Below are 26,587 nucleotides of genomic sequence, written 5' to 3' on the forward strand. Positions count from 1 at the left end.
CGGAACGATATCTCCATCCGGCCGTTTTCGCGTGGCGGGTGGAGGCATTGTCATGGCAGAAGTGTTGCCGGCGCCGGATCCCATCGGAAGGACACTGTCGTCCGGCGAACTCGTAACCACGATGTCCCACTTTCATCGCGCCGAGATTGCGCGCATGGCTGGGTGGCGCGACCGCCTGGACCGGACGAGCAACTGGGCGATAACCGTTGTCGCAGCCATGCTGTCCGTTTCGCTTTCGACAGCCAGCGCTCACCATGGCGTGCTGCTGTTTGCCATGCTGCTTGTTCTGCTGCTGCTGTGGATAGAGGCCCGCCGATATCGCTTCTTCGACTTCTATCGGGCTCGCGTGCGCCAGTTCGAACGGCACTATTTCGCGCAGATATTCTCGCCGCAGCCGGACTTCGCGTCCGATTGGCTGTTGATCGTCGGCGAGAGCCTGCGCGCGCCGAAATTCCTGATTTCGCAACGCGTGGCTTTGGCGCGCCGCCTGCGTCGCAATTACATTTACATGCTGCTGATTCTGCTGCTGGCCTGGATCCTCAAACTGTCGACCCCCAGTCTTCTGGCCGAAGGCGTCCGCATCGGCTTCGTCGGGTCGATGCGTGAGGCCGTCACCAGTGCTGCCCTGGGTCCCGTTCCTGGTGGCGCCATCGTCGTGCTGGTCGCCGTCCTCTATGCAGGCCTGCTGGTGACAGCCTTTCTGACAGAGAGCGACGACGGCGAACTCTCCTTCGGTGACGTCCACGTCTAGCAACGCAACGCCCTGTCGCGCGTTGTTGGACACGTGCATTGGGCGATGGGGGTTTCATGGCTTGGCAGGCTCCGACACGTTCCAGCCTGACACTGCTGGTTTGCGCTTTCGTCCCCGCGGGCGCGGCCTGGGCAGCGGAGACGCTCGTTGCCGGTACCCGGGCCTCCGGCATGGGTGGTTCGGGCGAAGGCGCTTTCGTCGCCGAGATCGTGCTTCTGCTGCTTGTTGGGCGCGGCCTGGGCGAAGTGCTGCAGCGTTATGGCCAGCCGGCAATCATGGGCCAACTGATCGGCGGCATCCTGCTCGGTCCTTCGCTGTTCGGCTGGCTGTGGCCGTCGGCCCAGCACCTGATCTTTCCCAGTGATCCTGCGCAAAAGGGCATGATCGACGCCGTCTCGCAGCTCGGCATCCTGATGCTGCTTTTGCTGACCGGCATGGAGACCGACCTGCGGCTGGTGCGCCGGGTTGGCGCGGCCTGTTTTTCCATTTCGGCGACCGGCGTCGTGGTGCCCTTCATCTTCGGTTTCGCGCTGGCGCAATTCCTGCCGGACGCATTGCTGGCTGACCCGACGCAGCGCACCGTCGCCGGGCTGTTCCTGGGCACCGCGCTGTCGATCTCGTCGGTCAAGGTCGTCGCCATGGTGGTGCGCGAGATGAACTTCATGCGCCGCAACCTCGGACAGGTGATTATTTCCTCGGCAATCATCGAGGACACGATCGGCTGGCTGGTCATCGCCGTAACCTTCGGCATCGCCACCAATGGCAAGCTACAGTTCGCGCCGCTGGTGACCACCATCGCCGCGGTGGCACTGTTCATGGTGTTCTCCTTCACCATTGGCCGCCGTCTTGTCTTCACCTTGATCCGCTGGACCAACGATCAATTCCGCAGCGAGTTTGCGGTGATCACCATGATCCTCATCATCATGGGAGCGATGGCGCTGATCACCAATTTGATAGGCGTCCATACCGTGCTGGGGGCGTTCGTCGCCGGCATCCTGGTCGGGGAATCGCCCATCCTCTCCAGCCATATCGAAGGCCAGCTTCGCGGCGTCATCACCGCGCTGTTCATGCCGATCTTCTTCGGCATGGCGGGGCTTTCCGCCGATCTCACAGTTCTTGCCGATCCGACGCTTGCCATGCTGACGGGCGCTCTCGTGGTCATCGCCAGCATCGGCAAGTTTGGCGGCGCCTTCATCGGCGCCAAGCTCGCCGCCATGTCGTTCAAGGAAGCAATCGCCGTCGGCAGTGCCATGAACGCGCGCGGCTCGACCGAGGTGATCGTCGCCAGCATCGGCCTGTCGATGAACATCCTGTCGCACAATCTCTTCACCATGATCGTCACCATGGCCGTGATCACCACCTTGGCCATGCCGCCGATGCTGCGCTGGGCGCTCGGCCGGCTGCCGGTTGGGCACGACGAGCAGCAGCGTGTCGAGCGCGAGGCGTTGGACGAATACGGCTTCATTTCCAGGCTGGAGCGGCTGCTGGTGCTGGTCGACGACAGCAGGATCGGCAAGTTCACTGCATATCTCGCCGGACTGGTCGGCGGAGGCAGCGGCATGCCCACCACCTTGCTTCGCCTGCCCACCACCTTGCTTCAGCCGAAAGACGGCCGAGTTGACAGGCCGACCGACAGCAAGGGACAGGAGCGCGCCCTGCAGGAAATCAAGAAGGGTGCAAAAAAGAGCGCCCGGGCGGTGAAACGGATCGAAGATACGCTTGTCGACAAAGTCCACCTGACGGCCCGCACCGAATTGGAGGCCACGGGTGAGACGATCGCCGAAGAGGCCCGCAAGGGATACGGCCTGTTGCTGGTCGGCCTGGACAATGTGCTGACCGCCGATGGCGCCTTCGCGCCGGCCCTCAACGACATTGCCGCAGGATTTGACGGCCCGCTTTGCCTGGTCCTGAACGGCGGCAATGCTGGCGAAAAGATGCCGACGCTGAGGGCCGGCACCAGCATTCTCGTCCCCGTCAACGGTACCCAGGTGGCGCGTCGCGCCGCCGACTTGGCGCTGGCGCTGGCCCGTCCAAACCGGGCGCGGGTCAAGATACTTTACGTCTCGCAAAAGGCAGCCAAGGGCCGCAGGTCGACATCGGTGTCGCATAGCCGCGAAGAGGCCGTCCTGAAAGACATCGCCGACCTGGCGGGCCGCTACGGCCTGCATATCGACACAGCGTTCCATACCCGCGTCACACCCGACAAGGCGATCACCCGGGAGGCGGCCAAAGGCGCGGCGATCGTTGTAATGGGCGTCACCCAACGTCCGGGTGAGGACCTGTTCTTCGGTGAAACCGCCGGCGCTGTTTTAGCCGCCTGCAACTGCCCCGTCGTGCTTCTGGCCAGCGCGCGGCCCAAGCACGACGCCGCTGGCGCTGAGCTGGCAGCGTGAATTTCACGGCGCATTGATCCGTCGGCAGGAATGTCGATCGAGCCTCTGAAAGCGCTGATCAGCCAAACGTAAAAGAACTCGAAACGAACGGTTTGGTTCTGTTGACAGAGAGTACGGGGTGGTCCGAGCGACGCGAATTCCTCCCGAGGCACGCCACTTGACGGACAGACTAAAGAACTACCGGAGTACCCGAAATGACCAAGCTCGCTCTTACCGCCGCCGCCATCCTCGTTGCCACCGGCACTGCTTTTGCCGGCAGCGACCATTATGGCTCGGACAACGTCAACCAGCCGGCCGCTGCTGCTGCTGCCAACGTCGACAACACCTTCACCGGTTCGATCCGCAAGCCAGTTACTTCCGAGCGTACCGGTGCCAAGATAACCTCCGAGTCGGTGGCGCCTGAATCCGGCCAAGGCATCTGGGGCCGCTGATTATCACGGCCCGCAACACAAAGAGCGGCGGGCTTGGCCCGCTACTCTTGCTTTCGCGTATCAACGGGCGTGTGCGCCGAATAGCATCCTGCGCCAATCGAATACGTTGATCTGCAGGTTTCATCTGTAGCCACAATCTCGGTTGCTGAAATCGTCCAGCAACGTGCACATCGGAAAAAGCCGGGTGCGTATTCGTCGGCGCGGACAGCGCTCTCATCTCGAATGCGTCGAAAGCAACGACAACTCACGAATGACCAGTACACTGGAGTACCTGAAATGACCAAGATTGCTCTTACCGTCGCCACCATCGTCCTCGTCGCCACGGGCAGCGCCTTTGCAGGCAGTGATCACTATGGTTCGGACGGCGTCAACCAGCCGGCCGCGCCTGTTGGCAACGCGCCTGTCGGCACCATCGACAGCGGGTTTACCGGTTCCATCCGCAAGCCGCTGACGGCCGAGCACAACGCCGTCGACACCGAGGCGACGACCCGGTTCGGCACTGATCAACCCGTAGTGCCCCAATCTGGCCGGGGCAACTGGGGCCGATAGTTCCTCAAACCCCGGAGCACGAAGAGCGGCGGGCTTGGCCCGCCGCTTTTGTTTGTGCGAAGCCGGGTTTGGCCGAAAGGTCGGCGATCCCCCGGCCTGTCAGGCAGTCCCTAGCGAAGATCCTTCGGCCAAATGCAGTGCGTCAGCCGGGCGCTGCCGAAGGTGAGACCGGCCCAATCGCCATCGACGTCGAACCGAGCCAGGGCCGCGGTCGGGAATTTTTCCGCCAGTTTTTTCAGCGCCGCTTCATCAGATCCAGCCCCGGCAAGACCGCGCGCGAACTCCTCCAACCCGGGATTGTGGCCAAGCACCAGCAGCGTTCCGGTCCCCGCCTTCACTTGCCGCACCTTGGCGAGGATGTCCGCCGCTGCTGCCTCGTAAAGCGCCTGGGCAGATTTGGCCTGCACCTTCGCCGGCAATTCCGCCGAGACCAGCCGCCATGTGTCGCGGGTGCGCAGTGCCGGCGACACCAGCGCCAACTCCGGCAGCCAGCCGCGCCGGGCCAGTTCGCGCCCGACCAGTGGTGCTGCCTTCAGCCCGCGCGCGGACAGCGGCCGGTCGAAGTCGATGAGGTCGGGATCGTCCCAACTCGACTTGGCGTGACGCAGGAGCAGCAGTTGCTTCATGGATTCAATTCAAGTCCAAGAGATGTCCGGCTGAAAGTCTTTCCCATAGCCGCCGCCATGTTTTGTGCCCATGGCGGTATCAAAACTCGCCCAAAGCGCACCAAAGATGAACAGGCCTACATGCCGTTCATCTTTATCCCATCTGACCAAAATGTCTGCTTCAGTGATGGCCCAATCGCCCGATCGAAGGTGAATTGCACCGACGACGGGACCTACTCGTCCGTCCTCGATCCGACAGAGATAAAAATATGCCGTGGCACTTTTCGGATCGTCCGCCTCGTCGTACTCGAAGACGCCGGCGAGATCACGCTTTGTCCGGATCGCGCTGTCGAAAACGTCCATTGATCTATTCTGTCATTCCCCGGCGATTTATTGGCCGTTTCTGCGGACCCTCACGGCGTGATCCGCGCCAGGTGCTCGAGATCGGTCTCTTCGCGCAGCGGGTCGGGCGCGATCACCACCGACGTGGCGTTGTCGGCATCGTCGGCGAAGCGCGAAAACACCGTGCGGCCGCCTTCCATCCGCGCCTTGCCTTCGGCGACTAGGCCCAGCGCCAGCGGATAGAGCTGGTGCTCGGCCTTGAGCACGCGCGCGGCCAGCGTATCCTCATTGTCGCCGACCATCACCGGCACGGCGGCCTGGGCGATGATCGGCCCGTCATCCATGTCGAGCGTGACGAAATGCACCGTGCAGCCATGGATGCGCATGCCTGCGCGCAGCGCCCGCGCATGCGTATCCAGCCCCTTGAAGGCAGGCAGCAGGGCAGGGTGGATATTGATCATGCGGCCCTGCCACTTCTCTACGAAGCGCGCGCCGAGGATGCGCATATAGCCGGCCAGCGCGACGATCTCGGCGCCGAACGACAAGAGGGCCGCATCGATCGCCTCGTCATGCGCTTGCTTGCTGGCATAGTCGGAGCGCGAAATCACTCTGGTGGCGATGCCGCGCGCCGCGGCGATGCCAAGGCCGGCGGCATTGGCGCGGTCGGAGATGACGCCGACGATCTCGGCCGGATAGGCCGGGTTGCTCGCCGCCGCAACCAGCGCCGTCATGTTGGAGCCGCGCCCCGAGATCAGTACGACCGTCCGTTTCCTGGTCATAGGCCAATCGAGCCCCGATAGATGACGCCGGCATCGCGGCGCGGCACGATCTGGCCGATCGGCGTCACCGTCTCGCCGGCCTCCTGCAGAACGGCAGCGACCTGCGCCGCCTGGCCGGAGGCGACGACCAGGATCATGCCGATGCCGCAATTGAAGGTCCGCATCATCTCTTCCGGCGCGACGCCGCCGGTCTTGGCCAGCCACGAAAACACCGGCGGCACCTCGATGGCGCCGAGATCGAGCTCGGCCGAAAAATCCTTGGGCAGAACGCGCGGGATATTTTCGGGAAAGCCGCCGCCGGTGATATGGGCTAGCGCCTTGATGCCATGCGTGTTGCGGATCGCCTTGAGGATCGACTTGACGTAGATGCGCGTCGGCTCGAGCAGCGCCTCGGCCAGCGTCGCCTCGTCATTGAACGGCGCCGGATCGCCCCAGCCAAGGCCGCTTACGGCGACGATGCGGCGGACCAGCGAAAAGCCGTTCGAATGCAGGCCCGACGAGGCGAGGCCGAGCAGCACGTCGCCTTCGACGATGTCGTCGGTCGGCAGCAGCTGGCCGCGTTCGGCGGCACCGACGGCAAAGCCGGCAAGGTCGTAATCCTTGTCGTGATACATGCCGGGCATTTCCGCCGTCTCGCCGCCGATCAGCGCGCAGCCGGCCTGCCGGCAGCCGGCAGCGATACCGCCGACGATCGAAGCACCCTGGTCGGGATCGAGCTTGCCGGTGGCGAAATAGTCGAGGAAGAACAGCGGCTCGGCGCCTTGCACGACGATGTCGTTGACGCACATGGCGACGAGGTCGATGCCGATCGTATCGTGCTTGCCGGCATCGATGGCGATCTTCAGCTTGGTGCCGACGCCGTCATTGGCGGCCACCAGCACCGGATCGGTGAAGCCGGCGGCCTTGAGGTCGAACAGGCCGCCGAAGCCGCCGATCTCGCCATCGGCGCCCGGCCGGCGGGTGGCGCGCACCAGCGGCTTGATCTTCTCGACCATGAGGTTGCCGGCATCGATGTCGACGCCCGCTTCGGCATAGGTGAGCCCGTTCTTGCGCTTGCTCATTTCCGGCGCCTGCTCATCTGTTGCGCTTGCCTGTCGCTGGTTTCATTCGCTTGCGGGCTCTTCGCATGAACGGTTTTGCCCCGCAAGGCAAGCGCGTGATGATGGTGTTTCAGTTGGATAACGGCGGAACCGGGCGTGATACACTCCAACAGTAAAAAGAAATCCCTGCCAGAATTGCGGCGAGGCCTCCGACGATGGCAAGAGACCTGATCTCACCGTCGAAGGGCAGGGTCCCATACGAGAAGCCGGCGGCGATCAAAGCCGCCGCGGCAGTCCACAGACCTGGCTTTGCAGCGACTGACCTTGAGAAAACGAACGCGACGACAGCGGCGGTCAGCCAGAGGGGCCAAGAGACGACCACGCCTACGGCCAGATAAAGAGCGAAGGTCGAAAGAAGATCCTGCGCTGCCACGTTGCGGTGCGAGGCTCCGAAAAATGCGAAGACCAAAAGACTTTCCGTCAGTCCGGCCAGATAACAAAGCGTTACTCGCCAAGCGATTGTGATTCTCTGCGCCATCGTCATTCAGCAGTGGGGAAATAGGCTGTCGCTTCACGGGCTCTTCGCATGAACGGCCGCACCTCGCAAGGATGACGGCGGGATCAGACGGTCTTGGCTCGACAAAGGAGTGGACAGTCGCCCAAGCTGCCCCCCTTATGGACGCCCCTCTCGTTCCGCCAGAACCATGTCGACGCGGTCGAGTTGTGCCTTGGCGTAGCCGCTCAGCGCTATTCCGCCATTGTTCGTTCGAATCCAGTGCACAGCCTGCTTAACCCGCTCGTAGTGCCCAAGTTCGATTTCGCAGGCAATCAGCGCGAGGATTCGAACTGCGAAGGGCTGTGTGAATTCGTAAGGTTTGTCGAGCAACTCGCTATGTCCGGCGACGTAACTGGCGAGGTCCGGGTTCTGAGCCCTGATCCGTCGCGCCAGCTCGACATATTTCCCCAGCAACCTATCTATGCTCGTCTGGTCAAGGTGCTCAAAGTAACGAGCATAAGCTTTCAGCTCATTGTTAAATATCGTTTCAGGATGAAACTGCGACAGTCCGGGCCAGATCCATTTTTTGCCGTACAGCCTTTCAAGCAACGGCCTGACGGTAAGAAAGTCCAGGTAAACGAGCATGTTCAAATGAACATCGCCATGGCTTGCAGTAAAGGCCTCTTCGAGAATCAGGCTGATATCGTCGCTCCGGTCGACTTCGAAGACGCCTTTCCGGATGCGGCGAAAGCCATGTCCCGTCATGAACGTATCGAGATACTTACGCACTTCGCCAACGGCCAAAGACAAGGTTCCACTCCCTCTCTGTTGCGCATCGTGCCTTGCTAGCGGCCTATTAGTCCATCCAAAGCGCGCCTTGTTTCCTAACGGCCAAAGGATAGCGCGCTTCGGGCTCGCTTCCATTTGGTTAGTTCAACGCTGGCTATTCTTCACGCCCCTCTGCGTTGATTGCAAATTGCGCGGCGAAAGCCCGGATATAAGCCGGCCGAGCTTCCCCGCGCGCTACATAGGCAGCCAAGTTTTGATATTCGTCCAAAATGCCTGACATTCTTAGTCGCAGCAGCACCGATACCATCAATAAATCGCCTGCGCTGAACGTATCATCGAGCCAGTCGGCGACGCCCAAGTGGGCCGAGAGTTTGTCCAGCCGAGCGCGAACACGGTCCTTTACCAACGGCAAGCGCTCCTCGCTCCAAGGCTTGTCACGTTCGAATATTCTTGCCGTCGTTAATTCGAGGATCGTCGGCTCGACGGTGTTAAGTGCGGCAAACATCCACGTGATCGCACGCGCGCGGGCATTGCGATCCTTCGGCAGCAATCCCGCATGCTGCTCAGCAAGGTGAAAGACGATCGAGCCGGTTTCGAACAGCGAGAGAGAACCTTCCTCATAGGTGGGGATCTGGCCGAAGGGATGGATGGCCAGATGGCCAGGCGCCTTCATTTCTGCGAAGGAAACAAGACGAACCTCATACGGCTGCCCCACTTCTTCGAGCGCCCAGCGAACGCGCGTATCGCGCGCCAGTCCCTTGCCGCCATCGGGCGATCGTTCAAATGCTGTGATAGTGATTGTCATCGCGTCCGTTTCCTTGCTGGGCAAATTTCCTCGGCTTCCTATCGTGAGACGAATGAGCCTCCCCGAAATCGACATCGGTCTTGACCTATTTCATTGCTGGCGCCCTCGTGGGGAGATTGGCAGCTTCTGTGTCGCTTCTCACTTGCCGTAACCCTCCATCTCCATCATGTATCGACAAACAAGAGCGACGGGATATGCGTTTGACCATCCCCAACATGATCACGATCATGCGCTTCGTGCTGGTGCCGGCCGTGGTGCTGGCCATGCTGCAGGAACGCTGGGACTGGGCCTTTGCCGGCTTCCTCATTGCCGGCATTTCCGACGGCGTCGACGGCTTCATCGCCCGTCATTTCAACCAGTTTTCCAGGCTCGGCGCCTATCTCGATCCGATGGCCGACAAGCTGCTGCTGGTCTCGGTTTTCGTGGTCCTGGGCTTCAGCGGCGAACTGCCGCTGTGGCTGGTCGTTACCATGGTGTCGCGCGACGCACTGATCGTCTGCGCCGTGCTTTTATCCACCGTCATGGCGCATCCGGTCGAGATGAAGCCGCTCCTGGTGTCGAAGGCCAACACCGCGATCCAGATCGTGCTGGCGGCAGTGGTGTTGGGCGAACTCGCCTTCGACATCCGTCTCGATCCGCTGAGGCCGGCCCTCATATTGCTGTCCGGGGTCTTGACCGTGGCTTCGGCCGCGGCCTATCTCGTGGCTTGGCTGAGGCATATGAGCGGCTATGGCGAAGGCTCCACACCCGGCACCTGAACACGGGGCACCTGACCACCGGGCACCTGACGAACGGTCCATCGACGCCGAGGCCGAAGCCGCGGCAGCGGAGGCTGCGGCATCGGCGTCGTTTCGCCGCCAGATCCGCTTCTGGCTGGTCAGCGCCATCATCCTCGCCGTCTTCCTTTATGTCTTCAGCGGCATCCTTCTGCCCTTCGTTGCCGGCATGGTGCTCGCCTATTTCCTCGATCCTGTGGCCGACCGGCTGGAGCGCCTCGGCCTGTCCAGGCTGATGGCGACGGTGGTCATCCTCATCGCCTTTATCGTCGTCCTGGTGCTGGCCGTCGTCATCCTGGTTCCGGTGCTCGCCTCGCAGATGGCTGATTTCGCCAGCAAGCTGCCGGACTATCTGACCCGGCTGCAGGGCCTGATCACCAGCTTCGACCCGAAATGGCTGGAAGAAAAATTCGGCGTCGACGCCAACGGTCTGCGTGAAGGCTTGAACTCGCTGCTGACCTCCGGCTTCGGCCTCCTGACCACCGTCTTCACCTCGATCTGGAGCTCCGGCGTGGCGCTGGTCTCGGTGGTCAGCCTGTTCGTGGTGACGCCGGTCGTCGCCTTCTACATGCTGCTCGACTGGGACCGCATGGTGGCAATCGTCGACAGCTGGGTGCCGCGCGACTATGTCAAGACCGTCAGGGCGATCGCCAGGGACATCAATACGGCAACCGCCGGCTTCGTGCGCGGACAGGGCACGCTGTGCCTGGTGCTGGGCGCCATGTATGCCACCGGCCTGACGTTGACGGGCCTGAATTTCGGCATCCTCATCGGCCTGTTTGCCGGGCTGATCTCGTTCATCCCCTATGTCGGCTCGCTGACCGGCCTGGTGCTGGCCGTCGGCGTCGCCTTCGTCCAGTTCTGGCCGGACTGGACCATGATCGCGGCGGTGGCCGGCGTGTTCTTCGTCGGGCAGTTCATCGAGGGCAATATCCTGCAGCCGCGGTTGGTCGGCAAAAGCGTCGGTCTGCATCCGGTGTGGCTGATGTTTGCGCTGTTTGCCTTCGGCGCGCTGTTCGGCTTCGTCGGCCTGCTGATTGCCGTGCCGGCTTCCGCCGCCGTTGCCGTTCTGGTGCGTTTCGCCATCGCCCGCTATCTCGAATCGCCGCTCTACAAGGGCCATGCCGACGAGCCGGTGCCGCCGCTGCAGGTGCGGCGCCGCGGGGGCGCGCGCGGTTGAGCCAGATGCCGGACAAGATCGATCCGCCGCGTCAATTGCCGCTCGATCTAGGCCACGGCACCGGCTATTCGCGCGACGAGCTCGTCGTCTCCAGCACCAACAGCCAGGCGGCGGCGCTTGTCGACCGCTGGCCGGACTGGCCGTCGCCGGTTGTCGTGCTGGCCGGGCCGGCCGGCTCGGGAAAAACCCATCTGGCCTCGATTTGGCGGACCCGCGCCGACGCCGTGAAAGTGGAGGCCGGCCGCATCGGCGACTGCATCGAAAACCTCGGTGCGCATCCGGCCCTGATCGACGATATCGATGCCGAACCGATCGATGAGCACGGCCTCTTCCACCTGATCAACGCGGTGCGCGGCGCCGGCTCGAGCTTGCTGTTGACGGCGCGGCGCTTCCCGTCCGCCTGGGGCGTCAGGCTGCCCGACCTGGCGTCGCGGCTGAAGGCGGCGGCTACCGTCGAGATCCACGAACCCGACGATCTTCTGCTGGCCGGCGTCATCACAAAGCTGTTCGCCGACCGCCAGGTCGAGGTCGAGCCGCATGTCGTGCAATATCTGGTGCGCCGCATCGAGCGCTCGCTGGCCACTGCCATGCGCGTGGTCGAACGGCTCGACCGCACCGCGCTCGAGCGCAAGACGCCGATCACCCGCGCGCTCGCCGCCGAGACCGTCAGCGCCATGGACGAAGGGCAGGGCGAGTTCGAGATTTAGAGGATACAAAATGACGTCTGAATTCAGTGCATACGACATCATTGATCCGTTTCTGATGTCGTGGGCAAATCGGCACGGAATACGGGTCGCCACTAAATATCGCGACGACGATGTCCGTTCTATCTGGGTTTACGACAAGAATGGCAATCGTCGTGCTCAGTTGTGGCTCAATTTGCCTGACGTCAACGGCAACGTAACCATTGTGGCGTCGGTGCTGGATCCTAAAAGCGCTACACAATGGGGTGCCAGAGAGGAACGCCACGCGTCTCCCGAAATGCTGCAAGCCGCCCTTGAAGAACTACGGCCAATGGTTTTTGGCTGGGCCGGGGAAGGTGCATATACCTAGTTCTTACCTCGGCCGGTGTCTCATTTCGGGAAACAAACCTGGCATCTGTCTTGCACCTGACAGCTTGCCGGCTAATCCCGGTCCTGATTGCGTATCAAATCAGGTAGTAGGCTCGCCGGGAGATGGGGCGGTTGGGGTTCTCTTCCCGGCGAGCTTGCCATATGCGGCGATCCGACCAGTCGCCTTGAAGTGTGATTTTCTCGCCAGCTGATAGCGATATTCTCAACGCTGTCGGTCTTGCCTGGAAATAATATCGGCGACGTATTTTGATCGAGAGCCGTCCCACCCGCAGGCCGTGCATCGGTCGCTTTCGAAATTATGTTCGCAGTTTGGATATCCATAGAGCAGAGATGCGCATTCGGCACATAGACTGGCCATTGCGCTGCTGTCGGAAAAATATGTGCTGCCGCACTCATCGCAGGTCGCGATTGGTCGGTCCGTCATTGCTCTAGCCTCGCTACCGTTTCAGACCGATCGTCTCCCCCAAGCGCCGCTTGTTCCACGCCAAAGCGCCGGCGGTAATCGCCAGGCACGAGGCCGGTTATCCTGGCGAATACCTTGCGGAAGGAGCCGGGATCGTCATAGCCGACCTCCCAGGCGATCTGGTCGATCGATCGCATCGTGGTTTCCAGCATCTCGCGCGCCTTGCCGACGCGCAGGTGCTGACAATATTCGGTCGGCTTGAGGCCGGTGGCGCTGCGGAAGCGCCGCAGAAAAGTCCGCTCCTCCAGCCCGGCATGCTCTGCCATGGCGCCGAGCGTCACGTCGCGCGCGCCGTTCGCCTGCAGCCAATGCTGCACCTTGAGGATCGCTTCGTCGTCATGGGTCAATCGCGGCGCAAACGGGCTGTAAAAACGTTGCTCGCGGCCCGGCGGATCGATCAGCATGAAACGGGCTGTGTCCATCATGACGGTTGACCCGAGCACCCGGTCCACCAGCTTCAGGCCGAGATCGGTCCAGGCCATGTAGCCGCCGGCGGTGATGATATCGCCATCATCGATAACCAGCCTGTCGGCGTCGAGCAGGATGTCTGGAAAGCGTAGCGCCAGCGCGTCGCGATAAGCCCAGTGCGTCGTCGCCGCGCGACCGGACAACAGGCCGGTCTCGGCAAGCACGAAGGCGCCGGCACAGACCGAACCGAGCGTCGCGCCTGCCGTGTGGCGATCCCTGAGCCAGCCGGCATAGGGCGCGGCTGCTCCCCGAGCGATCGGATCTCCCAAGGTCGGCGGGAGGATAACCATGGCTGGTTCATTGTCGGCGCCGGGGTCGCTGTCGAAGGTGCGGACTACGGTGTGGCCCGCGTCCTCCAATTGCCAATGACTGACGCGAAGCCTCGCCGCCTCGGGCGACCGCTCGACAGCCAGCCGGTTTGCCAGCATGAAAAGATCGGTCAGGCCGAGCACGGCTGCTTCCTGCACGCCGGGATACAAGACAAGGCCGATTTCGATCAGATCACGCGCAGCCGTCATTTGTCAGTTTTGCCACGTTGAATGTCCGTTTTGCCAATGCTCACCCTGGCCGCACTGTTATAATTTGTCCAGCTGAAGGGGGCTAAAAGCTTCCCTGTTACCCCCAACTTTTCCATCAAGGAGTAGGACGATGAGCACATTCACCACCCATGACGGCACCGAGATTTTCTACAAGGATTGGGGCAAGGGCCAGCCGATCGTGTTCCATCACGGCTGGCCGCTGAGCTCAGACGACTGGGACAACCAGATGCTGTTCTTCCTCGAAAAGGGCTACCGCGTCATCGCACATGACCGCCGCGGCCACGGCCGCTCGTCGCAGACCGCGACCGGCAATGAGATGGACACCTACGCCGACGACGTTGCGGCGCTGGCGGCGCATCTCGATCTCAGGGATGCGATCCACATCGGCCATTCGACCGGTGGCGGCGAGGTGGCCCGTTACGTCGCGCTTTATGGCGGTGGCGGCCGCGTTGCCAAGGCGGTACTGATCGGCGCCGTGCCGCCGATCATGGTCAAGACCGACAGCAATCCGGGTGGCCTGCCGATCGAGGTCTTCGACGGCTTACGCGCCGCTTTGGTCGCCAACCGCGCCCAGTTCTACAGGGATGTGCCGGCCGGCCCGTTTTACGGTTTCAATCGCGAGGGCGCCAAGGTCTCGCCAGGGGCTATCGACAATTGGTGGCGCCAGGGCATGATGGGCGGCGCCAAGGCCCATTACGACTGCATCGAGGCCTTTTCCGAGACCGACTTCACCGACGATCTCAAGAAGATTGACGTGCCCGTCCTGATCATGCATGGCGACGACGACCAGATCGTGCCGATCGCCGATTCTGCGCTGCTTGCGGCCAAGCTGGTGAAGCACGGCACGCTCAAGGTCTACAAGGGCCTGCCGCACGGCATGTGCACCACGCATCCGGAGATCATCAATCCGGATCTGCTGGCCTTCATCCAGGGCTGACGGCTTGCATATCGGACGGGCAGCGCGGGCTCGTGCTGTCCGTCCGTCGCTTAAACATGACCGGCGACGGGAGACACACTCGAGCGTGATCCGCTTGCCCTGCCGACGAGATTTGCTTGATGAATGGTCGGAGTGGAGAGATTCGAACTCCCGACCCTCTGGTCCCAAACCAGATGCGCTACCAGGCTGCGCTACACTCCGAACGGTCTGTTGCCTAGTGATTTCGGCCCGCCAAAGCAAGCGTAAAAAGCCATCGGCCTTGCTGCCGACGGCATTGCGCAGTAATGACGGGCTAGTGCATGGCCAGAGAACAGTAATGTGGTCTCGGGGTCGTGTGCTTGCAACCAGCAATGAGGTGGTCATGTCAGCCCGCATTTTCAGCCCAGCCAAAACCGCGATGCAGTCCGGCAAGGCCAAGACCGGCTATTGGGTGCTGGAATTCGATCCGGAGCAGCGCAAGAAGATCGATCCGCTGATGGGCTACACCACGTCCGGCGACATGCGAAGCCAGATCAGGCTGACCTTCGACACCAGGGAAGAGGCGGTGGCCTATGCCGAGAAGGAAGGGCTCGCTTTTCGCGTCGAGGAGCCGAAGGAAATCAAGCGCCGCCAGATTTCTTATGCGGAGAATTTCCGCTATGACCGCAGGACGCCCTGGACGCATTGACGGCCATGCCGGCCCGTGCCGGCGCCAAGAACAAATCAGCCGGTCGTGCGGCCGGCCAGCGGTCCCGTAGCTCAGCTGGATAGAGCACCGGCCTTCTAAGCCGATGGTCACAGGTTCGAATCCTGTCGGGATCGCCAATATTTTCAATGTCCATTCCGGACAGGTTCACTCGCCAGTCGCACAGGATTTCCAACACATGACAGCGATGGGCGCGGCGGCATTGCTGATCCTTGTCCTGACCTATGCCGGCGTCGCAATCGGCAGGATACCCGGGCTGCGCCTCGACCGGGCAGGGATCGCGCTGCTCGGCGGTGCGGCGATGATCGCCATCGGCGCGCTCGACATGGAGGACGCCTACCGCGCCATCAGCTTCGACACCATCACGCTTCTGCTCGGCATGATGATCGTCGTGGCGCATCTGAAAGTGTCGGGCGCCTTTCGCGCGCTCGGCGGGTTCGCCATCGAGCATGCGCATGCGCCGTTCATGCTGCTGGTGATGGTGACGCTGTTAACCGGCGTCCTGTCGGCGTTCCTGGTCAACGACGCCATCTGCCTGGTCATGGCGCCGATCGTCGTCCATGTCACCCGCGTCATCAACCGCAACCCGGTTCCCTATCTGATCGCCACCGCCACGGCCTCGAATTGCGGCAGCGTCGCCACCATCACCGGCAATCCGCAGAACATGGTCATCGGCGCGCTGTCGGGGATTTCCTATCCGGCCTTCTCGGCGGCGCTGGCGCCGGTCGCGGCGTTCGGCCTCGTCGCCGTCATCGTCATCATCCGCATCGTCTACCGCGCCGAATTTTCGCGCAAGGCCGAGCTCAGCCCCGAAGTCTATCGCGGCCGCATGCTGCCGGGGCAGGTGGTGAAGGCGGTGGTCGTCTGTGTCGGTTTGGCGATCGCCTTCTTCGCCGGCGTTCCAGTCGCCAAGGCAGCGCTGATCGGCGGCGCCATTCTTCTTTTGACCCGCGCCATCAAACCTGAGCGCATCTATCGCGAGATCGATGGGCCGCTGCTGTTCATGTTCGCCGGGCTGTTCATCGTCGTCGCCGGGGCGGAGAAGACGCTGCTGACGCCCGACATCGTCGCCTCGGCAAAGGACCTCGGGCTGAATGATGTCTGGCGGCTGTCCGGCTTCACCGCAGTGCTATCCAACATCATGAGCAATGTCCCGGCCGTGCTGGCGCTGAAGCCGTTCGTGCCCGGACTGGAAAACCCCGAGCGGGCCTGGCTGGTCGTCGCCATGAGCTCGACGCTGGCCGGCAATTTCACGCTGCTCGGCTCGGTCGCCAATCTGATCGTTGCCGAGCACGCGCGGGTCTCCGGCAAACCGCTGGGCTTCATCGCCTTCTTCAAGGTCGGCCTGCCGTTGACGCTGGTCACGCTTCTCGTAGGGACGGCATGGCTGGCGGCCTAAAAGCGCGTCGCATTGGACCGGCCTCATGCGGCGCGCATTGGGCTCTTTTTTATGCATGTCGTTGTCGCAAAACCGCTGCACACTTTGCGCGGCATGCATCAGCCAGTCAGGGCGATGTCACCGTCAGATGGCCCCTCATGTTGGGATGGAAGCGGCAGAAATAATCGACCGATTCCGCCTTCTTCACCGTCAGGCTCGCCGCCTTCTTCGGCGGGATCATCACTTCCCAACCGCCGTTGACGGTTGCCGTGTGGGCGAACACGTCCTTGTTCACCCACCTGATCGTGTCGCCGACCTTCGCCTCGATCTTTGCCGGCGAAAACACAAGCTTCTCGATCGTCACCTCGATGGTTTCGGCCTTGGCCGGCGCGGCACCCAAGGCCAATGCCAGCGCAACCCACAGATGCCGCCTCGACATCATTGGCCCAATCCTCACTTCAGCATGCCGGCGACGTGTTCGGCGTGCTGTTCGTGGCCCTGGAATATTTTCAGGCCGGTTTCCAGCAGGCTCTTCAACTCGGCATTGCTGGCCGACGGAATCAGCAGTGTTTCGAGCGCGCCATTGACCTGCTTGTGGTAGGCCACTTCGCTGGCGACATAGGCCTTGTCGAACGCCGCGCCCTTCAGCTTGGCAAGCTTGGCACGTTCCTCGGCCGCCGCCTTGGTCAGCGCCTTGCTGGTCGGATTGTCCTCAGGCGTGACCTTGAGCTTCTTGACCAGGTCGAGAGCCTGTTTGTTGACCGCCTCGTGATCTCGCACCATGTCCTTGGCGAAATCCACGACCTCCTTGTTCTTCGATTTCTTCAGCGCCTGCTTGGCCGCCTCGACGTCAAGCACGCCCGCTGTGTAGGCGATATGTGCGATCTGCGGATCGGTCGGTTTGTCGGCAGCTTGCGACAAGGGCGCTGCGCTAAGCAGGAAAACTGCGGCCAGTGCCGTGGTCGATCGAATAAACATGATGCTCTCCTTCGCCCCGACGCGGAACTGCATCGGGCTTCGTTTTCAGTGATGCTCATTGGATGCAGGTCGCCGCCAAACGTTCCCGCGAAAATCGGCGCGGCCTATCCCGAAAGACCAAGCCGCTGCATCACGGCATTGGTCAGCCGTTCGCAGCGCCGGCCCGCGAAGGGAAAGGCGTCGAGCAGCACCGGGCCGATCTGGTCGTCCAGCGCCTTGCGCACCAGCGCGCGGGCGCGGTGCAGCCGGGTCTTGATGGTTTCTGGTCGCACGCCAAGCAGTTCGGCGGTTTCCTCGATGCTCAATCCCTCGATGACGCGCGCCACGAACACCATCCGGTAGACATCGGGAAGACTGTCGGTTGCCCGTTCGACAAGCTCAAGGATCTGCCGTTGCGCCATCGTCCGCTCCGGATCGTCGCTCGGGTTGAGGGGAAACCGGATGATTTCGGCTTGCGGGTTTTCAGGCATCGCTACCATTCGCCGCCTTTTGCGCAAGCGGCCGAGCGCTTCGTTGATGACGATACGCGACAGCCACGTGGCGAGCGAGGCATCGCCGCGAAAGGCCTCGAGATGGGCAAAGGCGCTGACATAGGCCTCCTGGACGATGTCCTCGGCCTCGCTGTCGTTACGCACCAAGCCGCGGGCGATGCGGTAGAGCCTTTGGTTGTGCGCCTTGACGATGGTGCGGAATGCATCGCCATCGCGTGCCAGCGCACGGCCGACAAGCTGCATATCGCCGGAAGCGGCGGGCGTTGCCGTCAACGCAGCAGGCATGGCCGATCTCCTGATAGGCTTCTCATCGCGACATTGGATGCATCGGCCGACAAAAGGTTCCCGACCGATCCCGCCGGCCAGCCTCAATCCGTGTCAAGGACCGGCAGAGGCTATTCTACCGCCTTCACCACACCGCCGCCTCTATTTTGTAGAGCCGTATCATCGGCCGATCGGTCGCCATGATATCGCTCAGGATCGCAATTTTTCCAGGCTGTTACGCCGATTTTCTGACTCAATGTGAAAAGGTGCTGGCTCAGGCTTCAGCGGCCGCCGCCAGCCCGCGCGCCAGGTCGGCCTTCAAATCCCCTACATCCTCGAGCCCGATCTGCAGGCGCACCAGCGGCCCGTCATACGGGCCCTTGGCGATGGTGCGGTCGCCAAGGAATACCGGCACGGCAAGGCTCTCATAGCCGCCCCAGGAATAGCCGAGGCCGAAAAACTTCAACGCGTCGAGGAAGGCGTGCTGCTGCTTCTGTCCGCCGCCCGCGAGAACGATCGAGAAGATGCCGCTCGATCCGCAAAAATCGCGCTTCCACATGGCGTGGTCGGGATGACTGGGCAGCCCCGGATGCAGCACCTGCGCCACGCCCGGCTGGCCCTCCAGCCAGCCGGCGAGGGAAAGCGCGCTCTTTTGATGGTGCTCCAGCCGCACGCCCATGGTGCGCAGGCCGCGCAGCACCTGGTAGACGTCGTCCGGCCCGGCGCAGCAGCCCATCGTGTTGAACGTCTCGCAAAGCTGCTTCCAGCAGGCTGCGTTGGCCGACACCGTGCCGAGCAGCACGTCGGAATGGCCGGCCGGGTATTTCGTCGCCGCGTGGATCGAGATGTCGACGCCATGGTCGAGGGGGCGAAAGTAGAGCGGCGTCGCCCAGGTGTTGTCCATCATGACGATGGCGCCGGCGGCATGCGCTGCCTTGGCGATGGCCGGTATGTCCTGCACCTCGAAAGTGTTGGAGGCCGGCGATTCGGTGAACACCACCTTGGTGTTGGGCTTGATCAGCGCCGCGATGCCGGCGCCGATGCGCGGTTCGTAATACTCGACCTCGATGCCCAGCCGCTTCAGCATCGTGTCGGCGAAGTTGCGGGTCGGATGATAAACGGAATCGACGATCAGCAGATGATCGCCGGCCGACAGGAAGGCGAGCAGCGGCAGCGTCACCGCCGCCAGGCCGGACGGTACCGCGACCGTGCCTGCCGAACCTTCCAGCGCATCGATCGCGCTGTTCAGCGCATCGGTGGTCGGCGTGCCGCGCGTGCCGTAGGTGTATCTCTGGCTGCGTGAAGCCATCGCCGCCGCATTGGGATAGAGCACGGTCGAGGCATGCACCACCGGCGGATTGACGAAGCCGAAATAGCCATGCGGGTTGTTGCCGGAATGGGCGAGCCGCGTGTTGACGCCCATCTCGCTGTCGTCTTTTGCCATTGCTTTTCGTCCCATGGGTTGGTCGTTAGCCATAGTGCGGCGGCATTGGCCGCGCAACCGCACCGCACCCGCCAGGCCAAGGTCTTGAATATGCCAATTCAGCAACGAGCCGTGGATCCGCGGGAAGGCTGCCAAGTGCGCTTGGCAACTCACGGTCGGACTTTGCCGGCTTTATTGGCGCGCTGACCAATTTGCGAGCGCGTTTGTCTGCAATTTCAGGCATTTCAGGCGGTTGGTTTTCAAAGTCTTTCGGATTTGGTCATTTCCCTTGACCTCACAGGAATAATCGCCTTCGATGTTGTTCGTGAATGGGAGGCAGCGCGTCGGTGACGATGCGGGATTCCGGTAACGGGCCGGGATACTTAGCTGCGTTCACACGGGAAAAAATCAGGTTCGCCTGGAAAAAACAGAAAAGGGTCAGTGGGTCATGAAACACATTGCAATCGGCCTTTTGGGCGCCGCCGCGTTTGGATTCGCGGCTTCGGCCGCATCGGCGAGCACGCTCGACGATGTCAAGGCGAAAGGCTTCATCCAGTGCGGCACCAATACGGGTCTTGCTGGCTTCGCGGCGCCTGACGACAAGGGTGAATGGAAAGGCATCGATGTGGATTTCTGCCGCGCCGTGGCGGCCGCCGTCTTCGGCGATGGCACCAAAGTCAAGTTCACGCCGCTCAGCGCAAAGGAGCGGTTCACCGCGCTGCAGTCGGGCGAGGTCGACATCCTGTCGCGCAACACCACCTGGACCATCAACCGCGATACGGCGCTTGGCCTGAACTTCGTCGGCGTCACCTATTATGACGGTCAGGGCTTCATGATCAACGCCAAGAAGCTTCCGGGCGTGAATTCGGCACTGCAGCTTTCGGGCGCGGCGGTGTGTGTGCAGAGCGGCACCACGACCGAGCTCAACCTTGCCGACTATTTCAAGTCGAACAAGATGGAGTACAACCCCGTCGTTTTCGAAAAGCTGGATGAGGTCAACGCCGCATATGACGCCGGCCGCTGCGACGTCTACACCACCGACCAGTCGGGTCTCTACGGCATTCGCCTGACGCTCAGCTCGCCGGCCGACCACGTCGTGTTGCCCGAGATCATCTCCAAGGAGCCGCTTGGGCCGGCCGTGCGCCAGGGTGACGACCAGTGGTACCACATCGTCAAGTGGACCTATTTCGCGCTGCTCAATGCCGAGGAACTGGGCATCACCCAGGCCAATGTCGACGAGATGAAGAACTCGGACAATCCCGAGATCAAGCGCGTGCTCGGCCAGGAAGCCGACACCAAGATCGGCACCGATCTAGGTGTCTCCAACGACTGGGTCGTCAACATCGTCAAGGCCGTTGGCAATTACGGCGAGATGTTCGAACGCAATGTCGGCTCCGGCAGCCCGCTGAAGATCGCCCGCGGCATCAACGCGCTGTGGACCAAGGGTGGCCTGCAGTACGCTCCGCCGATCCGCTGATCGAAAATGGATCCGGAAGGCAGATCGTCTGCCTTCCGGTCTCTCTTTCCAGGGGACTGTCGAATGGCATCGCAGGAAGTTCTTCGCGAGGAGCCAAGCCGCGGTTCCTTCATCAATGATCCGCGCGTCCGCGGCATATTCTTTCAAGCACTGGTCCTCGTCCTGCTGGTAGCGGGTGTCTGGTGGGTTACCCACAACGTCATCGCCAATTTGACGCGGCTGCACATCGCTTCCGGCTTCGGCTTTCTTAAGGGCCGCGCCGGCTTCGACATCAGCGAAAGCGCCATCGCTTATTCATCGGATTCGACCTATTTCCGTGCCATCCTGGTTGGCTTTATCAACACCGTGATCGTTGCTGTCGTCGGCATCATCACCGCCACCATCATCGGTTTCATCGTCGGCATCGGCCGGCTGTCGCATAACTGGCTGATCAGGAAGATCTGCACCGTTTATGTCGAGGTGTTCCGCAACATCCCGCCGCTGCTGGTCATCTTCTTCTGGTATTCCGGCGTGCTCGCCGTGCTGCCGCCGCCACGCGAGAGCATCAATCTGCCGTTCGGCTCCTTTCTCAACCAGCGCGGCTTCTATTTTCCCCGCGCTATATGGGGCGAGGGCTCCTGGCTGATCCTGGTCGCACTGCTCCTCGGCATCGCCATGGCCTGGTTCGTCGCCCGCAAGGCGCGGCAGCGGCAGATGGCGACGGGACAGCCATTCCCGGTGTTCTGGACATCCATGGCGTTGATCGTCGGCCTGCCGCTGCTGGCCTACGCGCTGAGCGGCTTTCCGCTGAGCTTTGAATTTCCAAAGCAGTCGACCTTCAATCTCGTCGGTGGCTTTCAGGTCAGGCCCGAGTTCCTGTCACTCTATCTGGCGTTGTCCTGCTATACGGCCGCCTTTATCGCCGAGATCGTGCGCGCCGGCATCAGGGGCGTCAGCGCAGGCCAGACCGAGGCGGCCGCGGCACTCGGGCTGCGCTCGGGATCGATCCTCAGGCTTGTCGTCGTGCCGCAGGCGATGCGCATCGTTATTCCGCCGCTGACCAGCCAGTATCTCAACCTGACCAAGAATTCCTCGCTCGCCATCGCCATCGGCTATCCGGACCTGACGGCGACGGCCGGCACGGTCTTGAATCAGACCGGGCAGGCAGTCGAAGGTGTGGTGATCATGATGGCGGTGTACCTGGCGCTCAGCCTGATCACGTCGGCGATCATGAACGTCGTCAATGCCAGGATGGCGCTGGTGGAGAGGTAGGGCCATGCAAGAGCACGATATGTCCTGGGTGCGGACGGAGATGGCGCTGGCGCAGCCGGCGCCGTCGAGCGAGCGCGGCCTCACCGCCTGGGTCCGCAAGAATCTGATCGCATCGACCGGCGACACCATCCTGACCATCATCGGCATCGTGCTGGTTGCCATGATCCTGCCGCAGATCGTCAATTGGGCTTTCATCAACGCCCAGTGGACGGGACCGGACCGCACGGTCTGCGCCACCGTGGCGCAGGGCGGCATCCAGTCGGACGGCTGGACCGGCGCCTGCTGGGCTTTCGTCAACGCCAAGTTCGGCCAGTTCATGTTCGGCCGCTATCCCCTGGAAGAGCGTTGGCGCCCGATCCTGGTCGCCATCCTGTTCGTGGCGCTGCTGGTGCCGCTGCTCGTTCCGCGCGTACCGCGCAAGGGGCTGAATGCCATTCTTCTCTTTTTTGCACTGCCGGTCGTCGCCTTCGTTCTGCTGATCGGCGGCATGTTCGGCCTGCCCTATGTCGAAACCCCGCTCTGGGGTGGACTGCTGGTGACACTCAGCCTGTCTTTCGTCGGCATAGCTGTGTCGCTGCCGGTTGGCATCGTGCTGGCGCTCGGCCGGCGCTCGAACATGCCGATCGTCAAGCTGCTGTGCGTGATCTTCATCGAGACGGTACGCGGCATCCCGCTGATTACGGTGCTGTTCTTTGCCAGCGTGATGCTGCCGCTGTTCCTGCCGGCCGGCGTCAGCTTCGACAAGTTCCTGCGCGCGCTGATCGGCGTGTCGCTGTTTGCCGCCGCCTACATGGCCGAAGTGGTGCGCGGCGGCCTGCAGGCGATCCCCAAAGGCCAGTATGAGGGCGCCGATTCGCTCGGCCTCAGCTACTGGCAGAAGATGGGTCTGGTCGTCATGCCGCAGGCGCTGAAGCTGGTCATTCCCGGCATCGTCAACACCTTCATCGGCATGTTCAAGGACACCAGCCTGGTCATCGTCATCTCGATGTTCGACCTCCTCGGCATCGTCAAGCAGAACTTCTCCGACGCCAATTGGGCGACGCCGCAGACGGCCAGATCCGGCCTGGTCTTCGCGGCCTTCATCTTCTGGCTGTTCTGCTTCGGCATGTCGCGCTATTCAATGTACACGGAACGCCGTCTCGACACCGGCCACAAACGCTAAAAAAGGGGACCTTGTCATGGCCATAGAAAACGCCGTCAGCGCGGAAGAGATCAAGGTCAATGCCGCCAAGATGCATATTTCCACCACCGATGTCGCCATCGACATCATCGCCATGCACAAATGGTACGGCGAATTCCATGTGCTGAAGGACATCAATCTAAAGGTGATGCGCGGCGAGCGCATCGTCATCTGCGGCCCGTCGGGCTCCGGCAAATCGACGATGATCCGCTGCATCAACCGACTGGAGGAACACCAGAAGGGCAAGATTATAGTCGACGGCAAGGAACTGACCAACGATCTGAAGAAGATCGACGAGGTGCGCCGCGAGGTCGGCATGGTGTTCCAGCATTTCAACCTGTTTCCGCATCTGACCATCCTGGAGAATTGCACGCTGGCGCCGATCTGGGTGCGCAAGATGCCGCGGAAACAGGCCGAGGAAATCGCCATGCATTTCCTCAAGCGCGTCAAGATCCCGGAACAGGCCAACAAATATCCCGGCCAGCTTTCCGGCGGCCAGCAACAGCGCGTGGCGATCGCCCGCTCGCTGTGCATGAACCCGCGTATCATGCTGTTCGATGAGCCGACCTCGGCTCTCGATCCGGAAATGATCAAGGAAGTGCTGGAGACGATGGTCGGGCTGGCCGAGGAAGGCATGACCATGCTCTGCGTCACCCACGAGATGGGCTTTGCGCGCAAAGTCGCCAACCGGGTGATCTTTATGGATCAGGGTCAGATCGTCGAACAGAACACGCCGGCCGAGTTCTTCGACCACCCGCGCCATGAGCGCACGAAGCTGTTCCTGTCGCAGATCCTGCACTGATCCTGTACGCCGGTTCGGGACAAGACCGGCGGATCAAGCCTCTCTGTCTTGCTGGCTTCGCGCGTATTCGACGAGCGCTGACCGTGCGCCCGGCGTCGCCTAGGCTCGTTCCAGCCGGTGCACCGGACCGGACACCATGCAGTGGCTGAAACCATATTTTCTCTTAAGCTGATGTGATCTGCCAGACAGCGACGCCGGCAAGGGCGAGACCGGCGGCGCCCTCGATGGCCCGGGAGATGGTTTCGAACAGCCGTGGCTGGCGCGCGAAAAACTGTACAAGCCGTTCCCGAAACACGATCGACAACACGGCGACGCAGGACAGCGTCAGCGCCACGCCGACCATCATGGTGATGGCAAACAGGACGCCCGCTGCCGGAACATCCCTGGACATCGCGAAAGTCATCGCGAAAAGCGTAAGCGGACAAGGGATCAGGCCTGCCATGACGCCGACAGCCTCGCCCTCGTGCCTGTGGTGATGGCTGTGGCTCAAAGCGCGCCAGAGCATCCAGACGCCGATGAGGCCGAGCAGCCCGCGACTGATGTGCTCCAGAAGCGGAGCGCGGCCGACGCTGCCCAATGCTATTGAGACCAATGGCAGCGAGAGAGCCGCAATCAGAACGGCAATCGTCACATGCGTGAACGATAGCGTGATAGATACGAGCAGACCACGCGAGACCTTCGCATCCGAACCGGCAAGATACGTCGCCAGGACGGCCTTGCTGTGCCCCGGAGTCAGCGCATGGGCAGCCCCGAACACGACGCCCATCGGCAGGAAGGCCATGAACGCCAGCCAATTGCCTCCGGCCGCAAGCAGCTTGATCTGTTCGCCGAGCGTCAGATAGATCGTGCGCTGAAATTCGACGAGCGTCTGGAACATCGGACGAGACTAGCAGAAAATCGGCGAGCGTCAGTGCATGTGGCCGTGGTCATGCGTGTGTTCGTGAGGATGGTCGTTCTCTCCACTTACCGTTGAAAACCGCACATTCGCCTCAGCCAGGGCCGGCATATGCTGGGATAGTTCGTCCTTCAGCGCTGCGGCGATCTTGTTCGCCGCCGACAGCGGCAGGGTTCCGTCCGCGGCAATTGCGATGTCGGCGTGCAATCTATGACCGATCCAGCGCGCCTTGGCATCGACAATGCGCGCGCCCGGAACATGCTCGGCGGCATGTCGGATTTCGTCCATCACACCGGGTTCGATTCCATCCAGGATGCGGGTCAGCACCGAGCGGGCCGATTGCCAGACGATACCGAAGATCGCAATCGTGATCAGCAGACCGACGATCGGATCGGCCAAGGAAAAGCCGAACCAGACGCCGATGGCTCCGATGACCACGGCAAGGCTGGTAAGTCCATCTGTGCGGGCGTGGTAGCCGTCGGCAATCAGTGCCGCGCTGTTGATTTCGCGACCGACGCGGATACGGAACACGGCAACCGCCTCGTTGCCGAGGAAGCCGACAATGCCCGCCGCAGTCAGCCAGCCCAGGTGTGTCACCACTTGTGGATTGATCAGCCTGTCGATGGCTTGGTAGGCAGCGACTACAGCGCTGAACAGGATGATGAGCACGATGATGATGCCGGCCAGATCCTCGACCCGGCCCAAGCCATACGTGAAGATCCGCGACGGCTTGCGCCGCGCCAGCACGAACGCAATCCATAGCGGGATCGCCGTGGTCGCATCGCCGATGTTATGGATGGTGTCGGCCAGCAATGCCACGCTCCCCGACAACGCAACCACGACCATCTGCAACGCCGCGGTGATGGCCAGGATCACGAACGACCATTTGATTGCCCAGATGCCCCGGTCGGTGGTGGCAATTGTCGCGTCGATGACGCCATGGCTGTGACCGTGCGGACCGTGACCGTCGTGATGATGTGCGGCGTGCGAGCCGAACCCGAGCCAGTCCAGAATGCGGACTACGATGGCATTCATAGATATTTCGCCAGCTGCTTGAGTTCCGCCAGCGAGTTGCCGCCGGTTTCCACGCTGTCCGTCAGGCAATGCTCGATGTGATCGTTGATCAGCTCGCGCTTGGCGCTGCTGATGGCTCTTTCGACGGCATGAAGCTGCTGCGCCAGGTCAACGCAAGGGCGATGCGCCTCGATCATCGCCAGCACCGCCGCAAGGTGGCCTTGCGCGCGCTTCAGGCGCTTTATGATGGAAGGATGCGAGGCGTGGAGGTGATCTGACATGCTTGAGCATATCCTCCCGGGGAGGATACGCGTCAAGCTCTAAGTCAGCTGT

At 62.0% G+C, this 26,587-nt stretch carries 30 protein-coding genes and 2 tRNA genes; 16 read left to right on the forward strand and 16 right to left on the reverse strand.

Annotation, left to right across the window (positions count from 1 at the left end):
* Nucleotides 1-52: 52 nt before the first annotated feature.
* From NKI70_RS08585 to NKI70_RS08600, 4 genes are all read left to right on the forward strand, one after another.
* A complete protein-coding gene (locus NKI70_RS08585) occupies nt 53-751 on the forward strand; it encodes a DUF2270 domain-containing protein (protein ID WP_352569713.1) in 699 nt (232 codons plus the stop codon).
* Nucleotides 752-921: 170 nt separating this feature from the next.
* Nucleotides 922-3,144, forward strand: a complete 2,223-nt coding sequence (locus NKI70_RS08590; protein WP_502896684.1) for a cation:proton antiporter domain-containing protein — start codon at nt 922-924, stop codon at nt 3,142-3,144.
* A gap of 194 nt (nt 3,145-3,338) precedes the next feature.
* Nucleotides 3,339-3,575: a DUF680 domain-containing protein gene (locus NKI70_RS08595; RefSeq protein ID WP_352452970.1), complete on the forward strand. Its 237-nt coding sequence runs from the start codon at nt 3,339-3,341 to the stop codon at nt 3,573-3,575.
* Between the two features lie 276 nt (nt 3,576-3,851).
* Nucleotides 3,852-4,124: a DUF680 domain-containing protein gene (locus tag NKI70_RS08600; protein ID WP_352452971.1), complete on the forward strand. Its 273-nt coding sequence runs from the start codon at nt 3,852-3,854 to the stop codon at nt 4,122-4,124.
* Between the two features lie 110 nt (nt 4,125-4,234).
* Here NKI70_RS08600 and NKI70_RS08605 read toward each other — a convergent pair whose 3' ends face one another.
* From NKI70_RS08605 to NKI70_RS08635, 7 genes are all read right to left on the reverse strand, one after another.
* The gene (locus NKI70_RS08605) at nt 4,235-4,750 is read right to left on the reverse strand and encodes a SixA phosphatase family protein (RefSeq protein ID WP_352569716.1); all 516 of its coding nucleotides are present in this window, start codon (nt 4,748-4,750) and stop codon (nt 4,235-4,237) included.
* A gap of 9 nt (nt 4,751-4,759) precedes the next feature.
* Nucleotides 4,760-5,092 (reverse strand): hypothetical protein, encoded by a 333-nt coding sequence (locus NKI70_RS08610; protein WP_352569718.1) that lies wholly within the window; start codon nt 5,090-5,092, stop codon nt 4,760-4,762.
* A 50-nt stretch (nt 5,093-5,142) separates the two neighbouring features.
* A complete protein-coding gene (purN, locus tag NKI70_RS08615) occupies nt 5,143-5,850 on the reverse strand; it encodes a phosphoribosylglycinamide formyltransferase (protein ID WP_352457663.1) in 708 nt (235 codons plus the stop codon).
* Complete coding sequence (gene purM, locus NKI70_RS08620; protein ID WP_352472623.1) at nt 5,847-6,911, reverse strand: phosphoribosylformylglycinamidine cyclo-ligase; 1,065 nt, start codon at nt 6,909-6,911, stop codon at nt 5,847-5,849. The genes purN and purM overlap by 4 nt, the downstream gene beginning before the upstream one ends.
* A 109-nt stretch (nt 6,912-7,020) precedes the next feature.
* Nucleotides 7,021-7,428, reverse strand: a complete 408-nt coding sequence (locus NKI70_RS08625; RefSeq protein ID WP_352724463.1) for a hypothetical protein — start codon at nt 7,426-7,428, stop codon at nt 7,021-7,023.
* Between the two features lie 135 nt (nt 7,429-7,563).
* Entirely contained in the window at nt 7,564-8,196 is a 633-nt protein-coding gene (locus NKI70_RS08630; protein ID WP_352569720.1) for a hypothetical protein, read from the reverse strand.
* Between the two features lie 133 nt (nt 8,197-8,329).
* Nucleotides 8,330-8,980: a glutathione S-transferase family protein gene (locus NKI70_RS08635; RefSeq protein WP_352569721.1), complete on the reverse strand. Its 651-nt coding sequence runs from the start codon at nt 8,978-8,980 to the stop codon at nt 8,330-8,332.
* A gap of 200 nt (nt 8,981-9,180) precedes the next feature.
* Here NKI70_RS08635 and NKI70_RS08640 point away from each other — a divergent pair, with 200 nt between their 5' ends.
* The 4 genes from NKI70_RS08640 to NKI70_RS08655 are packed head-to-tail and all read left to right on the forward strand — an operon-like array spanning nt 9,181 to nt 11,989.
* Complete coding sequence (locus NKI70_RS08640) at nt 9,181-9,738, forward strand: CDP-alcohol phosphatidyltransferase family protein (protein WP_023677645.1); 558 nt, start codon at nt 9,181-9,183, stop codon at nt 9,736-9,738.
* Nucleotides 9,710-10,936, forward strand: coding sequence for an AI-2E family transporter (locus NKI70_RS08645; protein ID WP_352569723.1), 1,227 nt, complete (start codon nt 9,710-9,712; stop codon nt 10,934-10,936). The genes NKI70_RS08640 and NKI70_RS08645 overlap by 29 nt, the downstream gene beginning before the upstream one ends.
* Before the next feature lie 5 nt (nt 10,937-10,941).
* On the forward strand, nt 10,942-11,643 hold the full coding sequence (gene hdaA / locus NKI70_RS08650) for a DnaA regulatory inactivator HdaA (protein ID WP_352569823.1): 702 nt from the start codon (nt 10,942-10,944) through the stop codon (nt 11,641-11,643).
* Nucleotides 11,644-11,653: 10 nt separating this feature from the next.
* On the forward strand, nt 11,654-11,989 hold the full coding sequence (locus NKI70_RS08655; protein ID WP_352594419.1) for a hypothetical protein: 336 nt from the start codon (nt 11,654-11,656) through the stop codon (nt 11,987-11,989).
* A 440-nt stretch (nt 11,990-12,429) separates the two neighbouring features.
* Here NKI70_RS08655 and NKI70_RS08660 read toward each other — a convergent pair whose 3' ends face one another.
* Nucleotides 12,430-13,458: a GlxA family transcriptional regulator gene (locus tag NKI70_RS08660; protein WP_352594420.1), complete on the reverse strand. Its 1,029-nt coding sequence runs from the start codon at nt 13,456-13,458 to the stop codon at nt 12,430-12,432.
* Between the two features lie 130 nt (nt 13,459-13,588).
* On the opposite strand from NKI70_RS08660, the gene NKI70_RS08665 reads away from it, so the two are divergent.
* Nucleotides 13,589-14,416, forward strand: coding sequence for an alpha/beta fold hydrolase (locus NKI70_RS08665; protein WP_352724464.1), 828 nt, complete (start codon nt 13,589-13,591; stop codon nt 14,414-14,416).
* Between the two features lie 124 nt (nt 14,417-14,540).
* On the opposite strand, the gene NKI70_RS08670 is transcribed toward NKI70_RS08665, so the two are convergent.
* Nucleotides 14,541-14,617: transfer RNA gene (locus tag NKI70_RS08670), tRNA-Pro, on the reverse strand.
* A gap of 160 nt (nt 14,618-14,777) precedes the next feature.
* Between NKI70_RS08670 and NKI70_RS08675 the strand changes: the two genes are divergently transcribed.
* The 3 genes from NKI70_RS08675 (at nt 14,778) to NKI70_RS08685 (ending at nt 16,500) form a co-directional block, all read left to right on the forward strand.
* Entirely contained in the window at nt 14,778-15,083 is a 306-nt protein-coding gene (locus tag NKI70_RS08675) for an ETC complex I subunit (RefSeq protein WP_023677641.1), read from the forward strand.
* Nucleotides 15,084-15,143: 60 nt separating this feature from the next.
* A tRNA-Arg gene (locus NKI70_RS08680) sits at nt 15,144-15,220 on the forward strand.
* Nucleotides 15,221-15,279: 59 nt separating this feature from the next.
* Nucleotides 15,280-16,500 (forward strand): anion transporter, encoded by a 1,221-nt coding sequence (locus NKI70_RS08685; RefSeq protein ID WP_352569726.1) that lies wholly within the window; start codon nt 15,280-15,282, stop codon nt 16,498-16,500.
* Nucleotides 16,501-16,606: 106 nt separating this feature from the next.
* Here the strand turns inward: NKI70_RS08685 and NKI70_RS08690 are convergent, their stop codons facing one another.
* From NKI70_RS08690 to NKI70_RS08705, 4 genes are all read right to left on the reverse strand, one after another.
* Nucleotides 16,607-16,918, reverse strand: a complete 312-nt coding sequence (locus NKI70_RS08690; RefSeq protein ID WP_352699215.1) for a cupredoxin domain-containing protein — start codon at nt 16,916-16,918, stop codon at nt 16,607-16,609.
* 14 nt (nt 16,919-16,932) lie between these two features.
* Nucleotides 16,933-17,457, reverse strand: a complete 525-nt coding sequence (locus NKI70_RS08695) for a DUF4142 domain-containing protein (RefSeq protein WP_023677638.1) — start codon at nt 17,455-17,457, stop codon at nt 16,933-16,935.
* Between the two features lie 104 nt (nt 17,458-17,561).
* Nucleotides 17,562-18,233 (reverse strand): RNA polymerase sigma factor, encoded by a 672-nt coding sequence (locus tag NKI70_RS08700; RefSeq protein WP_352724465.1) that lies wholly within the window; start codon nt 18,231-18,233, stop codon nt 17,562-17,564.
* Between the two features lie 253 nt (nt 18,234-18,486).
* Entirely contained in the window at nt 18,487-19,656 is a 1,170-nt protein-coding gene (locus tag NKI70_RS08705; protein ID WP_352724466.1) for a cystathionine beta-lyase, read from the reverse strand.
* A 427-nt stretch (nt 19,657-20,083) separates the two neighbouring features.
* On the opposite strand from NKI70_RS08705, the gene NKI70_RS08710 reads away from it, so the two are divergent.
* From NKI70_RS08710 to NKI70_RS08725, 4 genes are all read left to right on the forward strand, one after another.
* Nucleotides 20,084-21,112, forward strand: coding sequence for an amino acid ABC transporter substrate-binding protein (locus NKI70_RS08710; RefSeq protein ID WP_023677635.1), 1,029 nt, complete (start codon nt 20,084-20,086; stop codon nt 21,110-21,112).
* 63 nt (nt 21,113-21,175) lie between these two features.
* Entirely contained in the window at nt 21,176-22,363 is a 1,188-nt protein-coding gene (locus tag NKI70_RS08715; protein WP_023677634.1) for an amino acid ABC transporter permease, read from the forward strand.
* A gap of 4 nt (nt 22,364-22,367) precedes the next feature.
* A complete protein-coding gene (locus NKI70_RS08720; protein ID WP_352724467.1) occupies nt 22,368-23,525 on the forward strand; it encodes an amino acid ABC transporter permease in 1,158 nt (385 codons plus the stop codon).
* Nucleotides 23,526-23,595: 70 nt separating this feature from the next.
* Nucleotides 23,596-24,345, forward strand: a complete 750-nt coding sequence (locus NKI70_RS08725) for an amino acid ABC transporter ATP-binding protein (RefSeq protein ID WP_031212005.1) — start codon at nt 23,596-23,598, stop codon at nt 24,343-24,345.
* A 163-nt stretch (nt 24,346-24,508) separates the two neighbouring features.
* Here the strand turns inward: NKI70_RS08725 and NKI70_RS08730 are convergent, their stop codons facing one another.
* Genes NKI70_RS08730 through NKI70_RS08740 form a run of 3 tightly spaced genes read right to left on the reverse strand, consistent with a single transcriptional unit; the run spans nt 24,509 to nt 26,535 of the window.
* Nucleotides 24,509-25,222: a HoxN/HupN/NixA family nickel/cobalt transporter gene (locus NKI70_RS08730; RefSeq protein WP_023677631.1), complete on the reverse strand. Its 714-nt coding sequence runs from the start codon at nt 25,220-25,222 to the stop codon at nt 24,509-24,511.
* A 30-nt stretch (nt 25,223-25,252) separates the two neighbouring features.
* Nucleotides 25,253-26,275 (reverse strand): cation diffusion facilitator family transporter, encoded by a 1,023-nt coding sequence (locus tag NKI70_RS08735; protein ID WP_502898920.1) that lies wholly within the window; start codon nt 26,273-26,275, stop codon nt 25,253-25,255.
* Nucleotides 26,272-26,535: a metal-sensing transcriptional repressor gene (locus NKI70_RS08740; protein ID WP_023719742.1), complete on the reverse strand. Its 264-nt coding sequence runs from the start codon at nt 26,533-26,535 to the stop codon at nt 26,272-26,274. Before NKI70_RS08740 ends, NKI70_RS08735 begins: the two co-directional genes overlap by 4 nt.
* Nucleotides 26,536-26,587: the final 52 nt, after the last annotated feature.

The sequence above is a fragment of the Mesorhizobium sp. M0500 genome, from assembly GCF_040321165.1.
Lineage (GTDB): Bacteria > Pseudomonadota > Alphaproteobacteria > Rhizobiales > Rhizobiaceae > Mesorhizobium.

Coding starts and splice junctions, on each gene's coding strand:
- NKI70_RS08705 (WP_352724466.1), bottom strand. CDS start 19,656: ATGGCAAAAGACGACAGCGAGATGGGCGTCAACACGCGGCTCGCCCAT.
- NKI70_RS08675 (WP_023677641.1), top strand. CDS start 14,778: ATGTCAGCCCGCATTTTCAGCCCAGCCAAAACCGCGATGCAGTCCGGC.
- NKI70_RS08720 (WP_352724467.1), top strand. CDS start 22,368: ATGCAAGAGCACGATATGTCCTGGGTGCGGACGGAGATGGCGCTGGCG.
- NKI70_RS08710 (WP_023677635.1), top strand. CDS start 20,084: ATGAAACACATTGCAATCGGCCTTTTGGGCGCCGCCGCGTTTGGATTC.
- NKI70_RS08635 (WP_352569721.1), bottom strand. CDS start 8,980: ATGACAATCACTATCACAGCATTTGAACGATCGCCCGATGGCGGCAAG.
- hdaA (WP_352569823.1), top strand. CDS start 10,942: ATGCCGGACAAGATCGATCCGCCGCGTCAATTGCCGCTCGATCTAGGC.
- NKI70_RS08605 (WP_352569716.1), bottom strand. CDS start 4,750: ATGAAGCAACTGCTGCTCCTGCGTCACGCCAAGTCGAGTTGGGACGAT.
- NKI70_RS08665 (WP_352724464.1), top strand. CDS start 13,589: ATGAGCACATTCACCACCCATGACGGCACCGAGATTTTCTACAAGGAT.
- NKI70_RS08740 (WP_023719742.1), bottom strand. CDS start 26,535: ATGTCAGATCACCTCCACGCCTCGCATCCTTCCATCATAAAGCGCCTG.
- NKI70_RS08595 (WP_352452970.1), top strand. CDS start 3,339: ATGACCAAGCTCGCTCTTACCGCCGCCGCCATCCTCGTTGCCACCGGC.
- NKI70_RS08730 (WP_023677631.1), bottom strand. CDS start 25,222: ATGTTCCAGACGCTCGTCGAATTTCAGCGCACGATCTATCTGACGCTC.
- purM (WP_352472623.1), bottom strand. CDS start 6,911: ATGAGCAAGCGCAAGAACGGGCTCACCTATGCCGAAGCGGGCGTCGAC.
- NKI70_RS08690 (WP_352699215.1), bottom strand. CDS start 16,918: ATGTCGAGGCGGCATCTGTGGGTTGCGCTGGCATTGGCCTTGGGTGCC.
- NKI70_RS08735 (WP_502898920.1), bottom strand. CDS start 26,275: ATGAATGCCATCGTAGTCCGCATTCTGGACTGGCTCGGGTTCGGCTCG.
- NKI70_RS08645 (WP_352569723.1), top strand. CDS start 9,710: ATGGCGAAGGCTCCACACCCGGCACCTGAACACGGGGCACCTGACCAC.
- NKI70_RS08655 (WP_352594419.1), top strand. CDS start 11,654: ATGACGTCTGAATTCAGTGCATACGACATCATTGATCCGTTTCTGATG.
- NKI70_RS08715 (WP_023677634.1), top strand. CDS start 21,176: ATGGCATCGCAGGAAGTTCTTCGCGAGGAGCCAAGCCGCGGTTCCTTC.
- NKI70_RS08700 (WP_352724465.1), bottom strand. CDS start 18,233: ATGCCTGCTGCGTTGACGGCAACGCCCGCCGCTTCCGGCGATATGCAG.
- NKI70_RS08585 (WP_352569713.1), top strand. CDS start 53: ATGGCAGAAGTGTTGCCGGCGCCGGATCCCATCGGAAGGACACTGTCG.
- NKI70_RS08685 (WP_352569726.1), top strand. CDS start 15,280: ATGACAGCGATGGGCGCGGCGGCATTGCTGATCCTTGTCCTGACCTAT.
- purN (WP_352457663.1), bottom strand. CDS start 5,850: ATGACCAGGAAACGGACGGTCGTACTGATCTCGGGGCGCGGCTCCAAC.
- NKI70_RS08695 (WP_023677638.1), bottom strand. CDS start 17,457: ATGTTTATTCGATCGACCACGGCACTGGCCGCAGTTTTCCTGCTTAGC.
- NKI70_RS08625 (WP_352724463.1), bottom strand. CDS start 7,428: ATGGCGCAGAGAATCACAATCGCTTGGCGAGTAACGCTTTGTTATCTG.
- NKI70_RS08725 (WP_031212005.1), top strand. CDS start 23,596: ATGCATATTTCCACCACCGATGTCGCCATCGACATCATCGCCATGCAC.
- NKI70_RS08610 (WP_352569718.1), bottom strand. CDS start 5,092: ATGGACGTTTTCGACAGCGCGATCCGGACAAAGCGTGATCTCGCCGGC.
- NKI70_RS08660 (WP_352594420.1), bottom strand. CDS start 13,458: ATGACGGCTGCGCGTGATCTGATCGAAATCGGCCTTGTCTTGTATCCC.
- NKI70_RS08600 (WP_352452971.1), top strand. CDS start 3,852: ATGACCAAGATTGCTCTTACCGTCGCCACCATCGTCCTCGTCGCCACG.
- NKI70_RS08590 (WP_502896684.1), top strand. CDS start 922: ATGGGTGGTTCGGGCGAAGGCGCTTTCGTCGCCGAGATCGTGCTTCTG.